This window comes from Pedobacter lusitanus (assembly GCF_040026395.1).
GTDB lineage: Bacteria > Bacteroidota > Bacteroidia > Sphingobacteriales > Sphingobacteriaceae > Pedobacter > Pedobacter lusitanus.
Genome location: NZ_CP157278.1, coordinates 4,275,483 through 4,291,863 on the forward strand (window position 1 = coordinate 4,275,483; position 16,381 = coordinate 4,291,863).

Below are 16,381 nucleotides of genomic sequence, written 5' to 3' on the forward strand. Positions count from 1 at the left end.
AGATGAAATATTTATATTTCAGGGTTTAAAATGAAATCAGATGCGCGGTCACCAATCATGATACAGGCGGCATTGGTATTTCCGGTATTGATTAATGGCATGATTGAACCATCAGCTACTCTGAGATTCTCCACCCCGTATACTTTGAGACGGGGATCAACTACGGCCATTTTATCGATACCCATTTTTGCTGTTCCTACCTGATGATGATCGCTTACCAGATGTTTTCTGATAAAATCTTTAATTTCATCTCTATTGTTAACCGCCTTACCTGGCATAGTCTCAGTAAGAATATGCTTGCTCATTGCTGGCTCTTTGACTAAGTTACGCAAAAATTCTGTCTGCAGGACCAGTGAATCAAGGTCATCAGAATCTTCTAAAAACCGGGGATCAATAATCGGCGCTTCGTTCGGATCAGCCGATCTTAATTTGATATAACCCCTGCTTTGCGGATGTGTCAGGGTAGAAACTATGGTAAACCCATTTTCAGGAGAGTTTTCTCCGGGAAACGGAAAAGTGATAATGAAAGGCTGCATGTCCGGTACAGTCATATCCGGTTTGGTTTTCCAGAACAGGGTAGCCTCCAGACCCTGAGCTTTGGACATCGGCACCGGCTGGTGGGTTTCCCAGACATGGGGTACGTTAATATGATCCTGCAGATTCTGACCAACTCCGGGCAAATCGACCAGTGTCTCAATGCCAACATCTTCCAGATGTTTCCGATCTCCGATTCCTGATAAGAGCAGCAATTTAGGCGTATTAATGGAACCTGCGCTGATAATAATATCGCCTGTGGCATAAGCTTCATTATCTTTTTTGCCGTTATCAAGTGTATAAGAAATGCCAATAGCCTTATTCCCTGAAAACAGGATACGGTTTACCTGGGCACCTACCAGTAAAGTCAGGTTAGGATGGTTTTTTACAGGCTGAAGAAATGCTACCCAGCTGCTCATCCTTTTATTATCTTTAATGGTCAGCCAGGTATGATATACGCCGAATATGTTATTTCCATTATTATAGTTCGGGTTATAGGGAATGCCATAACTCTTTGCAGCAGCAATAAAAGCCTCTGTGACCTCAGTGGGAGCGGGGTTGAGTGTAATAGGTAACTCCCCGTTCATGCCATGATGATCTCCTTCCAGCTGCTCATCTTTAATTATAAAATGCTCAAATCTTTTAAAGTTCTTTGCTATGGTATTATAATCCCAGCCATAATTACCCAGATATGCCCAGGTATCAAAATCCTGTTTTGCCCCTCTCACATAAATCATCCCGTTGAATGCGCTGCTTCCGCCCAGTGTTTTGCCTCTTGGGAATGGTAGTTGCTGGTTGTTGGCAAACCGCTGGGGTTCGGTACGAAATGCCCAGTCGACTTCTGAGTTCCATAAGGATACCGAGCCCATCGGATCATGGATTTCAGGCTTACTGTCTACCGGGCCGGCTTCTACCAGTAATACTTTTTTTCCGGCGTCAATTAATCTTCTGGTTAAGACAGATCCTGATGATCCTGAGCCAATTACAATATGATCATATGCTTGTTCCTGATTTTTCATAGTATTGATTTCTTAATGCTTATATTTTTTTGTAACTCTGATCGTTTTAATAACTTATATCTATTGTTATGCTAACTAAAAAGAACATTTTAACGGATGTTGCACCATTTGGATATCTGGGGCAGGACGGCCGGTATACGACTGTCTTTAATGACCTTTTATTAGCTGAAATCAGGATTAACTGCCCGGAGAAAGTTTCTTTTAAAGCGGAATCTTATTCCATTATTCTATGTGTAGAAGGACATTGTATAAAAACAATAGAACCCCATACTTTTGAAGTGCCGTCTCATTCTGTGCATATCTCAAGACCAAAATACAACCAGGTCATTTCGGATGCGAGTGCTGATTTTCGTTGTTTATCGATCACCTTTACGCCCTCATTTTATCTGGATACGCCGGTCTCTGCCAGTATTATTGAGCAGCTGTTAATTATGAATCCTGATCTGCCTCCTTTGTTTAAGCTTAGTGCCGATGATTTTGAAATGGTCTGTGATAGTTTTAACAGGATCAATACGGAGTATCAGCTCAACACAACCTTTAGTAAACACATCATCCTGAATCAGCTTCTGGAATTGTTGTACAGGGTAAACAGACTTTGTACTGAAAAAATTGCCTTGCCGGATTCTGCTTTTCCCAGAAATGAACAGTTGGTCAGAGCTTATAAAAGATTGATTGATAAACATTTTTTTACACTTAAAACGGTTAAAGAATATGCAGATATTTTAAAAGTTAGTCCTAAGTATCTGGGAGAAGTTATCAAGACAGAAACCGGTCAGACTGCCTTACCCATGATTCATTACCGGATTATTCAGGAAGCCCGGCATCTGTTGAAATATACTACGCAGACGATTAAAGAGATTTCATATGTGCTTAATTTTGAAAATATTGCGCATTTCAGCCGTTTCTTTAAAAAGTACTCTGGTATATCTCCTTCCGATTTCAGAAAGACTGAAGAACAAAATCCTGATGTTCTGCCCGGACAACTTACATCGTCAGTACAGCCTTAATGGTATCTCCATGCAGACCATCTTCAATAGCTTTGTTCACTTCTGCCAATGGGTAAAATGACATCATTTTATCTACCGGAAACTTCCCGTCAAGGAAAAACTGTACCAGGCGCGGAAGAAAAACATCGGGATTACAATCTCCCATCACACTGCCCATCATTGTTCTGCCTCTGACCAGACCAAAGGAATCTACTTCTATGTCCGTGCCCTGAGGCAACAGGCCGGTAATGATACAGATCCCTTTTTCTCTGATGACTTCCATTGCGGTATGCATTACTTTTTTAACTCCGGATGATTCAAATGAGTAATGTGCCCCGCGGCCATCAGTCAGGTCTTTAATCATCTCCACAGGAGATTCTTTACTTACATTAATGGTATGCGTAGCACCCATTTCACGGGCGAGTTCAAGTCTTCCTTCATTAATATCTACGGCAATAATCATAGAACAGCCTGCAATTTTTGCAGCCATTAATGCACTCAGGCCAACAGCTCCGGTACCAAATATGACTATACTGGTTCCTGCTTCTGGTCTCAGGGTATTGAGAATTGCCCCTGATCCGGTCATAATCCCACATCCAAACGGAGCCAGGTATTTCAGATCGGCCTCCTGAGGTACTTTAATCACACTGCTCTGGTCGGCCACGCAATGTGTAGCATGGGAAGACTGGGAGAAAAAATGACTGTGTACCTCTTTACCATAGCTGTCATGTAAACTTACACTGCCGTCAAGCCTGCTTCCTCCAAAATTTCTGGGCATATGGGTAAAACAGTAGGGAGTAAGTGCTTTACGGCACATTTCGCATTCACCACAGGAACCTACACTCAGGATTACATGGTCTCCCGGCTTTACCTTGGTTACTTTACTCCCTACTTTTTCAACTATGCCGGCACCTTCGTGTCCTAAAACTATGGGCATAGGCACTGGCAGAAACTGATCTATAACATCTACATCTGTCCGGCAGATACCGGCTGCTACTATCTTTACCAGAACTTCGTTCTCTCTGGGCTCGTCAAGGGTCAGGGTTTCCAGAGTAAGTGGTTTACCTTTTTCGGTAGCTACTGCTGCTGTAATATTCATGGTATCAATGCTTTTAGTAATTCAAAAATTAATGATACCCAAAATTACGGGGGATAATGTTGCTGGTAAATGGCTAAAAGTCCGTAACTGTTGTCAATTTGTCTGTTTTGCTATTTGTACTGGTATTATTGTAGCTGTTTTGTGAAATTGATGCTGTTTAATGCTTAAATTAAAACGATTAGGCTATATTTTACTAGTTTTGAAATATGGAACAAATTATAATCAGAAAAGCGGCCCTCAGTGATCTGGATATACTTCTTCAATTTGAACAGGGGGTGGTAGAGGCTGAACGCCCTTTTAATCCTACATTGAATATTACAGGGGTTAATTACTATAATATTTATGAATTAATTACTGCGCCGCATATAGAAATGCTTGTTGCGGTATCGGGTGATGAAGTGGTCGGATCGGGTTATGCACGTATCGAAAATGCAAAACCTTATCTTAAATTTGATCGTTATGCCTATTTAGGTTTTATGTATGTTGCGCCCTCGCATCGCGGAAAAGGAGTTAACAAGGCAATTCTTGCAGGGCTGACAAGCTGGTCTAAAGCACAGGGAATTACTGAACTGAGACTGGAAGTTTATCTGGAGAATGATATTGCTGTTAAAGCCTATGAAAAAGCTGGTTTTACAAAACTTTATGCCCAGATGAGAAGGGAGATTTAAGCACATACCTGACCTTTGAAAATATACCTTAATTATGAAATTATCTTTAGTTGCCGTTGCTTTATTAATTCTCTCAGCCGGATGTAATCAGCAAAATGAAAAAACCAGGAACTATGTGCCAAGGGTTTTAACACAGAATGAAGTCTTTAACGATTTTCCAAAGGATGCATCGGACTCTATTTCTGTCGTAAAAATCAGTGAACCGGGAGAGGAACCGGTTCTGGTGGTGAAATTCAGAGACAGTACGGTTCATATACAGGATAAAATGACTGATACCGGTGGGGGACTATATAAGTTTAAATCTTCGGGTGTTCAGTTTACCAATAAACAAAAAACATGTTTACTGGTTGAGCTTGCTGACAGCTCAGGTTTGACGCCGCGCCCGTTTCTGATCGCAACGCATAATGGCAAACTGGAAGTAATCAGTTTATATCGCCCGTCAAATGGAAAAGATGATAAGAAATATACGACCGGGATCAATAAAATGGGGGCAACCGGATACCTGGTTAATAATGATTTTTTTATCACCAACGTAACTTCTAAAGCTTACGTGATTAAAAGACAGCATCCTGATGAAAGGATTCAGGGACAGGTTTTACTGTTAACTCCTGATAAGCAGACTATCATCTTTGCAGTTAAAGACTTTTTATACCAGGTACATTACCGGACCAATGAAGATCTGAATGAGCCTATCGCGCCAGGCAGTCCTAAAGAAATGGGTGCAGTTTATAAATGGATCACAGCGAATTACAGCTTCAGGAAAAATAAAAATGGGGTTACCTTTCTGCGCTATAATGACGATAACAGGATTGTGGATATGAGACGCAAATAAAATAATATCAAAGGGCAGCCTGAGCTGCCCTTTGCTGTTGTAAACTATCTCACGCAGCTGAAATTTAAACTCTGGAAGCAATAAACTGCTCGCATAGCCCAAAAGACAAAGTCATACCGTTACCACCCAAACCATTGATAATGGTTACTCCGGGTGTGGCTTCTGTAATAAACTCTGTTGCTCCGTTAGTCATTTTAGGATAGATACCATGCCACGACTGCAGCATCTTCCAGTCCTTGAAATCTGCAAAGGTATGCAGGTAATCTATGATCATACTATTGATAAATTCTTTGTCAAAAGGATCGTGAACCAATCCATATTCATGGGAGTCTCCAATAGTCAGTTCACCGCTTCCGTTCTGTGAAACCATCACATGTATACCCCAGTTTAATTGGGTTGCATATTGCGCTTCATATCTTTTTCTCAATGCAGGCAAAGAGGCTGCAGCCTGGAAACCCGGATAATGAATCATGGATAAACCACCGCATAAGGATGGGCCTATACGCCATTCATCCGGCTGAGTAACCAGACGCATCATTTGTAATTTGCATTTGGTAATGTCAGTAGCCGCAAATAATTCAGGATACAGTGTTTCAAAGTCTGCACCACTGCAGACAAAGATTTCCTCTGCTTCCCAGCTCTGGTTTCCGGACATCACTTTTGGATGTTCAATCCGGCTGATTGCTGTATTCCAGTGAAAGATTATTCCATATTTTTCGGCCAGATAAGCAGCTACCTGCGCAACGGCAACTCTGGATTCTATGATCATCTCTTCACCGCTCCATAAGGCACCTTTCAGGCCAGTGGTATTGATAGCAGGAGACTTCTCCAGGGCCTGTTCAGGGCTTAGCAGACTGCAATTGCGATGCTGACGGTTAATGTCTGCATATTCTGTCATGACCTGCAGTTCATCATCATGATAGGCTATATGTAAAGAACCTACCTCGTCATGCCAGATTTTAGCTTCTGTGCAGATTTCTTTCCAGATACTTCTGGATAACATGGCTCTCTCGAACATCGGACCTGTAGCCTGTCCGATAGGCCAGACCATACCAAAATTTCGTATAGATGCACCAACGGCACGTTCATTTCTTTCAATAATGGTGACCTGATAACCTCTGATGGCTAATGCACGTGCGGTAGCTAAACCTACGATGCCTGCGCCTATTACTATTGCTTTCTTCATAACGATATGATATTGAACTGCTGATTCTGTTCTTCAGCTTTTTTTTCCTTTTTGCGGTTTTTCTGGGCGGTCTGCAGAAAATAGATCAGTGATAATACACCGCTGATTACACCTACTATTGCAACAAGCATGATGCCTTCTTTGAAAAAATTGCCCCAGCTGATATTGGGTTTGCCCAGTTCTTTGATAACCAGAATGCTTACGCTTGCCAGATAACCTGCAGCATCGGCAACATACATAATGAAACCGGCATTACTGCGGTACTTGAAAGAGGCAATCATCCTTTCAAAAAATATGGCATTATAGGGTACGTAAGCAAGATAAAGACCTAATCCTGCGGCTGTCATCCAGGCAATAGGACTGATCATTTTATGCTCAAACAGATAAGTAGACATGCCGACAAGCAGACATCCTCCGATAATAAATAAATGTATAATGCTGAAGGCTTTGATGTTTTTCTTCACCAGGATCAGCAGACTCATCGCCACCAGGACAACCACAGAAATAAACAGATCAATATGGGTATAGATATTATTGCTTTTTACGCCCAGATCTGCCCAGATTTCCACTTCAAAATTATCTCTGACATCCCGCATAATCGTTAGTAATACGTAGATGATCAGCGTGAGCACTATGCCGGGTAAAAAGCGGATCAGAAAATTCTTTCTTTCCTGTGCATTCATAGGGGCACGTTCTACTCTTAGCTTTTTATCTTCCTCGGTAGGCGGAGGCATAAGTTCTAAACAGAAAACAAACAGTAAAAGAGGAATTACAAATATCGCCCCCGTTACAAAAGGCATATGGTATTCATTGACATGGAATACGGTCAACAGATTGCGGCCAACAGTTTTGACAAAACCTGAGGCAAATATTAAACTGATGGACATTACGGCGGTCATAAATTCTGTAGACTTACGGCCTTCCAGATAACCGAATACCAATCCCCAGATCATACCCAGCGGGAAACCGTTAATAAACAGAAACGCAATATTCCAGGGAGCCGGAACCAGTGCAAACCCCAATAGGGCCAGCCAGGAGATACCGATCAGCATCAGAATGCTTTTACCCCGGTTATTCCCCCTGATCTCAGAAATAAAACGGATACCATAAAACTTACTTAGCATATAACCCATAACCTGGGCAATAACTAACCAGACTTTATAGTCAACATGTAAATACTGATGATCAATAAAGGTACCTGCAGCAAATGCTTTACGGAAAGAATACATAGCAGTATAGGTTCCAAAAGCAGCAAGGGCAGCCAGTATAGAGATTACAGCATAAGGTAAGGTAGCGACTTTTGCACGCAGGTGATCCATTATTTTCATCTTATGTATTTATAAGTGTATGATTATTACTAATGAACTGCGGTTTGATGACCGGAGATTCCTCACCAGGCATTTGCAGAAGTGCTTTGCGGACTTCATGATTGTCTTTAATTGTTGTACCGGCTATATCAAATACTGCAAGTTTAATGAGGCTCATATCTGCTTATCTTTTGTTTAGCAATACTAAACTTTGTTTATTAATATCAAATGACCTCAATGTTAAGCTTTGGTAAACAATTGATTCAGAAATTTAGTTAAATTTAGGCCATGCAAATTGTAACTCTTTTATGGCTTAAGTCTCTCGATGTTTTTAATAATGTTCCTGATGATCAGTTACAATGGTTTCTGGATAACAGTGAGAATCAATTGCTGCAGGATGGCGATTATCTGACTGAACCGGGCGATCCGATTGCTGGTCCTCATATCTTAATTGCTGGCAAAATGAGTCTTCATCTATTCCAGAATGGCTCGAAACGTGAATTTGTCATGTTTACAAAAGGAGATATCTCGGGTTATCTGCCTTATTCAAGAGGAAAGATTTCCGGAGGTTATGCACAGGCCATTGGTGAAGTACAGTTACTGAGTTTCAAAACGGAAAGAATTCAGGAAATGATTAAAAATCATTTTGAACTGACGCAGTCACTGGTTCATGTAATGAGTAACCGGGTCCGGGAATTTACCGCCATGCAGCAGCAGAATGAGAAAATGCTGGCCCTGGGTAAACTGAGTGCCGGACTGGCTCATGAACTGAATAATCCCGCCTCGGCTATAGTGCGCGATTCTATTTCACTGAAAGAGCATTTAAGACTGGGGCCTGAGGTTTTTAAAAAAGTGGCTGCTATTACAATTGCTGAAGAACAGATAGACAAATTAAATGAAGTGCTGTTTGGAATACTGGGCGCTAAGGAACAACCTCTTTTATCTCTGAAACAGCGGATAGCACTCGAAGATGAGATTGCTGACTGGTTTGAAGAGAAAAATGTAGAGAACAGTTTTGCCATTGCAGAGAGTTTTGTGGATTTTAATTTTAGTGTTGCTGATCTGGAGGCCTGTGCAGCACCTGTTCCTGAGCATCTGTCACCGGTTTTCAACTGGATCAGTAATTTGCTGGTTACAGAGCGTATGGTAGAAGATATTCAGGAGTCTTCCAAAAGAATTGCCGACCTGGTCAATTCTGTAAAAACATTTACACATATGGATAGGGGCATGGATAAGGAATATGCTGATATTCATATAGGTATCCGTAATACACTCACCATGTTAGGTCATAAAATAAGAAAGGGAAATATTATAGTAGTGGAAGATTATGACGAAACTCTTCCGCATATCAAAGGGATGATTGGTGAGCTTAACCAGGTCTGGACTAACCTGATTGACAATGCAATTGATGCGATGGAACCGGCACTTAAAGGTACTTTAACTTTGAAAACGGAAAAGGACAGGGAATTTGTAAATGTCTCTGTGATTGATGACGGACCGGGCATTCCGGCAGACATACTTTCCAATATCTTTGACCCGTTTTTTACAACTAAACCTATGGGTAAAGGGACAGGAATGGGGCTTGAGGTTGTTCATAGAATTATTCATCAGCATAATGGTAATGTCAAGGTGAAATCTGTACCCGGCCGGACAGAGTTTACAGTCTGTTTCCCACTCGACGCTTAACGGATGAAAATCTGTTTAACAAATTTTAAATGATTATAAAGATGAACCTACCTATAATTTTCTCTATAGATGACGATCCGCAGGTCCTGCGCTCTATCAGCCGTGACCTGAAAATAAAATACAGTAAAGAATATAAAATTCTAAGTACATCCTCTGCTCAGGAAGCGCTGGATATGCTGACCGAACTGAAAAACAGTGCCGATGTAGTCGCTTTATTTTTATGCGACCAGCGGATGCCGGAGATGGAAGGTGTTGAATTCCTGGAAAAGGCAATGCTGATTTATCCGGATGCCAAGCGTGTCTTATTAACGGCTTATTCTGACACTGAGGCTGCGATCAAGGCAATCAATGAGGTGAAGCTGGATTATTACCTCATCAAACCCTGGGACCCGCCTGAAGACAAGCTTTACCCGGTAATCAATGATCTGCTGGATGACTGGCAGAGTGATTATATCCCGGAATTTAAAGGAATAAGAGTAGTCGGATTTCAGTTTTCTCCTTTATCACATGTGGTCAAGGATTATCTGGCCAGTAACCTGATCCCTTATCGGTGGATGGATATACAGACTAATCCTGATGCAGCTAATCTTTTGTCAATCAATAAGCTGACAAATGATGACCTGCCTATGTTATTACTGGATGACGGCACATTTCTGACCAAGCCTTCTATTAAGGAAATCGCTGCTAAAATAGGGAAGAACCCGGAAATTGTTCATGATATGTACGATGTGGTGATTATCGGAGCTGGTCCTGCCGGGCTGGCAGCGGCTGTTTATGGCGCTTCTGAAGGATTAAAAACATTGATGATTGAACGTAAAGCTCCGGGAGGGCAGGCCGGAACAAGCTCAAGAATTGAAAATTACCTGGGTTTCCCATCCGGGTTAAGCGGGGCAGACCTGACCAGAAGGGCTATTAGTCAGGCGGTACGTTTAGGGGCAGGTTTTTTATCGCCGCAGTCGGTTAGTGATATCAAACAGAAAGATGGTTATAAAACTATCGTACTGGAAGACGGACCGGAGATTATCAGCCGGTCGGTTATTATCACCACGGGAGTGGATTACCGGAAACTGGAAGTTAAAGGGGTAGCTGAGCTGACCGGTGCTGGTATCTATTATGGTGCTGCAACTACGGAAGCTGCTGCCTGCAGGGATAAAAATGTTTATATCATTGGCGGAGGTAATTCGGCAGGTCAGGCAGCAATGTATCTGTCTAAATTTGCCTGTAATGTGCATATCGTTATCCGTAAGGACGATCTGACTTCGACCATGTCATCTTATCTCATTGATCAGATTGGTCATACGCCTAATATTCATGTTTTAGGAAATACCGAAGTCATAGAAGCAAAAGGGGATGGCTGTCTGGAAAAACTGGTGCTGATTAATGTTAAAACCAAAGAAACCAGGGAAGAAGAAGCTTCGGCATTATATATTTTTATAGGGGCTAAACCTTATACGGACTGGCTGAAGCTGGATATCCTGAAAGATGAAAAGGGTTTTATAGAAACCGGCCGTGAACTGAGAAATTATGAGAACTTCAAAAAGACATGGAAGCTGAAAAGAGATCCGTTTTTACTGGAAACCAGTTGTGCAGGTATTTTTGCCGCTGGTGATGTCCGCTCTGGGGCGATGAACCGGGTGGCTTCGGCTGTTGGAGAAGGTTCGATGGCCATTAGTTTTGTACACAAGTATCTGGCAGAGGTTTAAAAACTGCTTCATAAAATATCCTGTACCTGTTAGGGTACAGGATATTAATGCTATAATTTCTTCCGGATGTGATGCTAATGAGGCATGGCTCGCATCCAGTGTAATTGTTTTCAGATTCATGGTTTTCCGTATGATGAAATTGTTAAATTTGATGGGCAGAGCTGACTTACACAGTAAATCCACCATCAACAATTAATTCTGCGCCGAGCATAAAAGAAGAATCATCTGAGGCCAGAAAAGCTGCTACTTTTGCAATCTCTTCCGGTAATCCAAATCTTCCAACAGGAATCTGTTTGAGTATCCCGCCACCTATTTCCTCAAACTGTTTTGTGGTAACTCCCATTTTTGCCGGACTGTGCATTGGCGTAGCTACCGGACCCGGACTAATAGCATTTACTCTTATTCTTCTTGGGATCAGTTCTAATGACAGATTTTTGGCCAGAGAAATTAACGCAGCTTTACTTGAGGCATAAACACTTGCTCCATACATGCCCAGATGCGCATTGATTGACGTGTTGAGGATAACGGATCCTCCATCATTGGTTAAAGGCAGTAATTGCTGCAGGCTAAAATATGCTCCTTTGAAATTGACATTCATCATCTGGTCAAATAATTCTTCTGTAACCTGATCAATGGGATAAAATTGTCCGACGCCTGCATTGATAAAAATAATATCTATCTTTTTTGAAATCGCTTTAATCTGGTTGCCCAGGTTTTTTACCTGTTGCATATCCCCGGAATCTGAAACGATACCGGCAGCATTTTCTCCAAGTACAGCTACTGCGTCATCTATAGATTTTTGATTTCTGCCTGTAATGATCACTTTCGCTCCAAGGGCAATAAATTCTTGTGCTGTAGCTAAACCAATTCCACTATTTCCACCTGTAATTACAGCTGTTTTACCTGCTAATTTGTTCATTTCTTTAAATTTTATGAAGCTGTTTATTGCTTCTGGGTTTATTGAAGATCAGTCCTGACTCATTTTGTTAATTTTCCTGTCACCAGCCCGGACTTGTTTCTTATATTTATTAATTAATGATCAAATGGACACATTTTAAATTGTCTGGTCAAGAACGCACCTTTTAGTACGGCACATACCTGATGGTAGGTTATGGGCCGGTTGAGTTTAATCTTAAATGCCTGTACAAATAATGACAAATAAAAGACAACAGGAATATACCTGTGCAATGGAAGCAGCACTGAGTGTAATCAGCGGGAAATGGAAAATGGAAATTCTTAACGAGTTGCGTTTTGGTGCAAGACGGTATAGTGAGATTAACAGGAATGTTCCTGGTATCACAGAAAAAATGCTGTCCCAGCAGTTAAGGGAACTGGAAGAGGATGGGGTTATCCGCAGAAAGGTGTATCCTGAGGTGCCACCGAAAGTAGAGTATTCATTTACTGAACTGGGAGCAGAGTTAACGGGGATATTTAAGGCCCTGGAAATCTGGGGCAGTCATTTTGTAACAGGAACCGATCAGCCGGATAGGAAAAGTGGCAGCAGCTGCTATCATATTGATCAGATAAAATCATAGTTTCTTCTGGTCTTTATTGCTTAACAAAGGCTTTACAATTAAGATTTACGAGGGCAATATCTTTGTTACAGCATATTAATTACAGATATTTCTGATAATATTTATAAGAAATACCTTAATGCATTTCTGCTAAGAGAGATACACCTAATTTGATTGATAATAATGAATTCCAGAAGAGACTTTTTGAAGAAAGCAGCGATGTTTTCTGGTGCTGCCGGTTTGGCGAATGTAATCCCGATGTCTATACAAAAGGCAATGGCGATTGAAGCAGATCCCGGGACTACTTTTTATGATGCGGAACATGTGGTATTCCTGATGCAGGAAAACCGCTCTTTTGATCATATGTTCGGTAAACTGAGCGGAGTACGCGGATTTAATGATCCGCGGGTGGCTATATTACCGGACAAAAATAAAGTATGGCTTCAGCAGGATGCTTCAGGAAATACTTTTGCTCCTTTTCATATCGATATTAATAAGACAAAAATTACCTGGCAGGGCGGTCTGCCTCATTCCTGGAATGACCAGGTAGCGGCCCGTAATAAAGGGAAGTACGACAAATGGGTACCGGTAAAAACATTGATGACACTGGGTCATTATGAGCGTACTGATATCCCTTTTTATTATGCTTTAGCAGATGCTTTTACGATCTGCGATCACAGTTTTTGTTCTTCATTAACGGGAACTACACCAAACAGATTGTTTTTCTGGACCGGTACGATCCGTCCGGAGCAGAATGGAAAAGCCATTGCTGCGGTGGATAATTCACAGGCCGAATCTCATTCCAATACATTTGTAGACTGGGATACTTTTCCTGAATTGCTGGAAGATCATCAGGTATCCTGGAAAGTTTATCAGAATGAGCTGTGGACGGTAAATTTGCAGGATAAAAGGGTAGGTGACTGGGTAGATAATTACGGGGATAATGCACTGGAATATGTAAAGCGTTATAACGTAAAACTGTCTGCTTATTTCCGCAAACATGGTGATCGTACCAATAAAAAAGAAATACTGACTGCTGAACAAGTCACTGAAAAATATAATAAACTGAGCCAGAAGGAAAAAAATCTCATTGACAAGGCATTTGCGACAAATATCAATATGCCTGGAGATTATCTTGAGCTTGAGTCCTTCAGTTATAAGAATGATCAGGGAGTTGAAGAAAAAATTGAAATTCCTAAAAATGATATTTTCCATCAGTTCCGGGCAGATGTAGATCAGGGTAAACTGCCAACGGTTTCCTGGCTGGTTGCCCCGCAGCGTTTTTCAGATCACACCAGTTCTCCTTTATATGGAACATGGTATGTTTCTGAAGCGATAGACATCCTGACCAAAAATCCTGAGGTATGGAAAAAAACAATCTTTGTTTTGACTTACGATGAGAATGATGGTTATTTCGATCATATTCCACCTTTTGTAGCACCAAATCCGAATGATCCTGAAACCGGAAAAGTGTCCGCGAAAATGAATATTGATGTGGAATGGGAAGCTAAAAAAGGTAGCCCTATAGGTTTAGGTTATCGTGTGCCTATGCTGATTGCTTCTCCATGGAGTAAAGGCGGCTATGTGAATTCTCAGGTATTTGATCATACTTCTTCGCAGCAGTTTCTGGAGAAGTTTCTAAGTAAAAAAACAGGGAAAAAGATCAGAAGTCACCAGATCAGTGACTGGAGAAGGGCTGTTTGTGGTGATCTGACTTCTGTTTTCAGACCTTATAACGGGGAAAAACTGGTTAATCCTGAATCATTACAGAAAGAGGAAGTAGTTATCAGTATTCAGAATGCCAGGAATAAACCTGCACAGGTTACGCCTGATGCACTGACAGCTGGCGAAATAACAGCAATCAATGCTAATCTGCCATTTTCATCAGCATCGCCTGTGGCCATGCCTGTACAGGAAAAAGGGACAAGAAAGGCTTGTGCACTGCCTTATCAGTTATTTGCAGAGGCTGGTTTAAATGAAAATAAAACGGCTGTAGAATTGAGATTTGAATCTGGAAAAACTAGTTTCGGACAATTACTGGAACCTGTTGGTTCGGCATTTAATGTAACATCATTAAATCCTTATGCAGAAATATCGGGTAAAAACTGGGATTATGCAGTAAATGCCGGAGATCAGTTAACCCATCAGCTTGAACTGAGTAAATTTAAGACTGAAAATTACAATCTGCTGGTCAGAGGACCAAACGGGTTTTTCAGACATTATAAAGGAAGTAAAAATGATCCTGAAGTTAATATAGCGTGTCTGTATGAGAAATCAGGACTGCTCAGAGAAAAACTGAGTGGTAATGTTATCGTGCTGCTGGAAAATAAAGGAAAGAAAACGCTGGAACTGGAAATTAAACAACTGGTTTACACTGGTTCTGGAAATTCAGAGAAAATCAGCCTGGCACCACAGGGTAAAAAACAGGTGGTTTTAAATCTCGAAAAATATTCGGGATGGTATGATTTTACTGTGCAGACTGCTGATGAAACCTATAGCAGACAGTATGCCGGACATGTGGAAACAGGGCAGGAGTCAATTTCTGATCCTTATATGGCCGGAATTCTATAGTAAAGGCTTATTGCTTAAAAATGGGCAGGGAAATGAAAAAAGAACTTCCAAAGTTTTTGCCTTCACTCTCTGCCCATACTTTGCCTTTATGGCTTTCTACAAGCATTTTCACAATAAACAGACCTAATCCATAAGATTTTTCATGTGCAGTGGGAATAGCGCTTAGTTTGGCAAATTTCAGGAACAGTTTTTTCTTGTCTTCTTCGCTCAGGCCTAATCCTTCATCTTTGAACTCAATAATGAGCTCATCTTCTTCCAGGGAAGTGTTAATGGTAATCACTGCACCTTCGTAGGAGTATTTCATCGCATTGCTCAACAGGTTGTCAAGTACATCAAGTATGCGTTCCCTGTCTACATAAATCAGAACAAATAAATCATTATTAATGATCAGTGTCTGTTTTTTTGCTGCCAGTGAAAGTTCGAAGGAATGGTGTAACTGACTAAGCAAATCGGTAATCATCACTGATTCATGAACCAATTCAATCGCTGAGTTTTCACTTCTTGCATCTGTAAGCAGGTTATTGAGTTTCTTTTCCAGTCCTTTGGAGGAGTTTTCAATCTTCGCTGCCATGGAAAATACCTTTTCGCTGTTCATCTCCCTGCTACCCAGTAATTGTGCATATAAGGAGATTGAAGTTACGGGGTTTTTCATATCATGTGCCAGGCGGTGCAAACGATCATCATAAGCTCTCACAATCTTTCTGTTGACCATACGTGTTTCCAGCTTCTCCATAACCATTCGGGAAAGTAACTGAAGCATTCTTGACTGATGTTCAGTAACTACGGTCCTGGGCTCTGCATCCAGTACACAAACGGTACCGAGTGCAAATCCATCGGCAGTTCTGATCTGCGCTGCTGCATAAAATCTCACACCTCCGGGTCTGGAGATATATGGGTTTTTCATGAGCTCAGGGAATTCATGGGTATCATAAAATATAGTCAGATCATCTTCCATGATGCTCAGGGAGCATAGCCCATAGGCTCTGGAAATATGATCTACTTCAATTCTGCTGCTGCTTGCTTTGACAAATACATGTCCTTTATCAACAAAAGTGACAAAGGCTTTTTTTGTGCCAAATATTTCGGATGCCATTAAGGCGATTGTGTCAAAATCTGTTTCAGAATGGGTGTCCAGAATTTCATATTGATAGAGTTTTTTTAACCTGGTCTCATCGTTATCAGGAATAAGGTTATCTGGCGTTTCAGTATTTGTCATTGTTTTTTTTCGGAATCTGTATTTATTGGTAATAAACCCCCTCTTATCTGTTTTCAGGCT

General features: G+C 41.2%; 14 protein-coding genes. 7 read left to right on the forward strand and 7 right to left on the reverse strand.

Translation table 11 applies throughout. The annotated features are described in order from the left end of the window. Positions 1–11: 11 nt before the first annotated feature. Entirely contained in the window at positions 12–1,553 is a 1,542-nt protein-coding gene (locus PL_RS18320; protein ID WP_041881331.1) for a GMC family oxidoreductase, read from the reverse strand. A 68-nt stretch (positions 1,554–1,621) separates the two neighbouring features. Here PL_RS18320 and PL_RS18325 point away from each other — a divergent pair, with 68 nt between their 5' ends. Then, a complete protein-coding gene (locus PL_RS18325) occupies positions 1,622–2,560 on the forward strand; it encodes a helix-turn-helix domain-containing protein (protein WP_041881333.1) in 939 nt (312 codons plus the stop codon). Here PL_RS18325 and PL_RS18330 read toward each other — a convergent pair. Next, positions 2,538–3,638, reverse strand: a complete 1,101-nt coding sequence (locus tag PL_RS18330) for an NAD(P)-dependent alcohol dehydrogenase (RefSeq protein ID WP_041881335.1) — start codon at positions 3,636–3,638, stop codon at positions 2,538–2,540. The genes PL_RS18325 and PL_RS18330 overlap by 23 nt on opposite strands. Before the next feature lie 206 nt (positions 3,639–3,844). Here PL_RS18330 and PL_RS18335 point away from each other — a divergent pair, with 206 nt between their 5' ends. Beyond that, on the forward strand, positions 3,845–4,306 hold the full coding sequence (locus PL_RS18335) for a GNAT family N-acetyltransferase (protein ID WP_041881337.1): 462 nt from the start codon (positions 3,845–3,847) through the stop codon (positions 4,304–4,306). Positions 4,307–4,340: 34 nt separating this feature from the next. Then, entirely contained in the window at positions 4,341–5,138 is a 798-nt protein-coding gene (locus PL_RS18340) for a hypothetical protein (protein WP_041881340.1), read from the forward strand. A 64-nt stretch (positions 5,139–5,202) separates the two neighbouring features. Here the strand turns inward: PL_RS18340 and PL_RS18345 are convergent, their stop codons facing one another. Genes PL_RS18345 through PL_RS18355 form a run of 3 tightly spaced genes read right to left on the reverse strand, consistent with a single transcriptional unit; the run spans position 5,203 to position 7,809 of the window. After that, a complete protein-coding gene (locus PL_RS18345) occupies positions 5,203–6,324 on the reverse strand; it encodes a TIGR03364 family FAD-dependent oxidoreductase (RefSeq protein ID WP_041881343.1) in 1,122 nt (373 codons plus the stop codon). Continuing rightward, the gene (locus PL_RS18350; RefSeq protein WP_348620066.1) at positions 6,321–7,652 is read right to left on the reverse strand and encodes a DUF5690 family protein; all 1,332 of its coding nucleotides are present in this window, start codon (positions 7,650–7,652) and stop codon (positions 6,321–6,323) included. Before PL_RS18350 ends, PL_RS18345 begins: the two co-directional genes overlap by 4 nt. A gap of 1 nt (position 7,653) precedes the next feature. Next, entirely contained in the window at positions 7,654–7,809 is a 156-nt protein-coding gene (locus PL_RS18355) for a hypothetical protein (protein WP_160292098.1), read from the reverse strand. 110 nt (positions 7,810–7,919) lie between these two features. Here PL_RS18355 and PL_RS18360 point away from each other — a divergent pair, with 110 nt between their 5' ends. After that, positions 7,920–9,317: a sensor histidine kinase gene (locus tag PL_RS18360; RefSeq protein ID WP_041881348.1), complete on the forward strand. Its 1,398-nt coding sequence runs from the start codon at positions 7,920–7,922 to the stop codon at positions 9,315–9,317. Between the two features lie 41 nt (positions 9,318–9,358). Continuing rightward, positions 9,359–11,020 (forward strand): FAD-dependent oxidoreductase, encoded by a 1,662-nt coding sequence (locus tag PL_RS18365; RefSeq protein WP_041881350.1) that lies wholly within the window; start codon positions 9,359–9,361, stop codon positions 11,018–11,020. Between the two features lie 166 nt (positions 11,021–11,186). Here the strand turns inward: PL_RS18365 and PL_RS18370 are convergent, their stop codons facing one another. Further along, a complete protein-coding gene (locus PL_RS18370) occupies positions 11,187–11,939 on the reverse strand; it encodes an SDR family oxidoreductase (protein WP_041881352.1) in 753 nt (250 codons plus the stop codon). 232 nt (positions 11,940–12,171) lie between these two features. Here PL_RS18370 and PL_RS18375 point away from each other — a divergent pair, with 232 nt between their 5' ends. Further along, positions 12,172–12,555 (forward strand): winged helix-turn-helix transcriptional regulator, encoded by a 384-nt coding sequence (locus PL_RS18375; RefSeq protein ID WP_082035896.1) that lies wholly within the window; start codon positions 12,172–12,174, stop codon positions 12,553–12,555. Positions 12,556–12,717: 162 nt separating this feature from the next. Beyond that, on the forward strand, positions 12,718–15,105 hold the full coding sequence (locus PL_RS18380) for a phosphocholine-specific phospholipase C (RefSeq protein WP_041881355.1): 2,388 nt from the start codon (positions 12,718–12,720) through the stop codon (positions 15,103–15,105). Positions 15,106–15,112: 7 nt separating this feature from the next. On the opposite strand, the gene PL_RS18385 is transcribed toward PL_RS18380, so the two are convergent. Beyond that, positions 15,113–16,321: a GAF domain-containing sensor histidine kinase gene (locus tag PL_RS18385; RefSeq protein ID WP_041881358.1), complete on the reverse strand. Its 1,209-nt coding sequence runs from the start codon at positions 16,319–16,321 to the stop codon at positions 15,113–15,115. Positions 16,322–16,381: the final 60 nt, after the last annotated feature.

Bases quoted from the DNA above. Each gene is read 5' to 3' on its own strand.
- PL_RS18350 (WP_348620066.1), bottom strand. From the start codon at position 7,652: ATGAAAATAATGGATCACCTGCGTGCAAAAGTCGCTACCTTACCTTAT.
- PL_RS18360 (WP_041881348.1), top strand. From the start codon at position 7,920: ATGCAAATTGTAACTCTTTTATGGCTTAAGTCTCTCGATGTTTTTAAT.
- PL_RS18325 (WP_041881333.1), top strand. From the start codon at position 1,622: ATGCTAACTAAAAAGAACATTTTAACGGATGTTGCACCATTTGGATAT.
- PL_RS18345 (WP_041881343.1), bottom strand. From the start codon at position 6,324: ATGAAGAAAGCAATAGTAATAGGCGCAGGCATCGTAGGTTTAGCTACC.
- PL_RS18320 (WP_041881331.1), bottom strand. From the start codon at position 1,553: ATGAAAAATCAGGAACAAGCATATGATCATATTGTAATTGGCTCAGGA.
- PL_RS18340 (WP_041881340.1), top strand. From the start codon at position 4,341: ATGAAATTATCTTTAGTTGCCGTTGCTTTATTAATTCTCTCAGCCGGA.
- PL_RS18370 (WP_041881352.1), bottom strand. From the start codon at position 11,939: ATGAACAAATTAGCAGGTAAAACAGCTGTAATTACAGGTGGAAATAGT.
- PL_RS18355 (WP_160292098.1), bottom strand. From the start codon at position 7,809: ATGAGCCTCATTAAACTTGCAGTATTTGATATAGCCGGTACAACAATT.
- PL_RS18335 (WP_041881337.1), top strand. From the start codon at position 3,845: ATGGAACAAATTATAATCAGAAAAGCGGCCCTCAGTGATCTGGATATA.
- PL_RS18365 (WP_041881350.1), top strand. From the start codon at position 9,359: ATGAACCTACCTATAATTTTCTCTATAGATGACGATCCGCAGGTCCTG.
- PL_RS18380 (WP_041881355.1), top strand. From the start codon at position 12,718: ATGAATTCCAGAAGAGACTTTTTGAAGAAAGCAGCGATGTTTTCTGGT.
- PL_RS18375 (WP_082035896.1), top strand. From the start codon at position 12,172: ATGACAAATAAAAGACAACAGGAATATACCTGTGCAATGGAAGCAGCA.
- PL_RS18330 (WP_041881335.1), bottom strand. From the start codon at position 3,638: ATGAATATTACAGCAGCAGTAGCTACCGAAAAAGGTAAACCACTTACT.
- PL_RS18385 (WP_041881358.1), bottom strand. From the start codon at position 16,321: ATGACAAATACTGAAACGCCAGATAACCTTATTCCTGATAACGATGAG.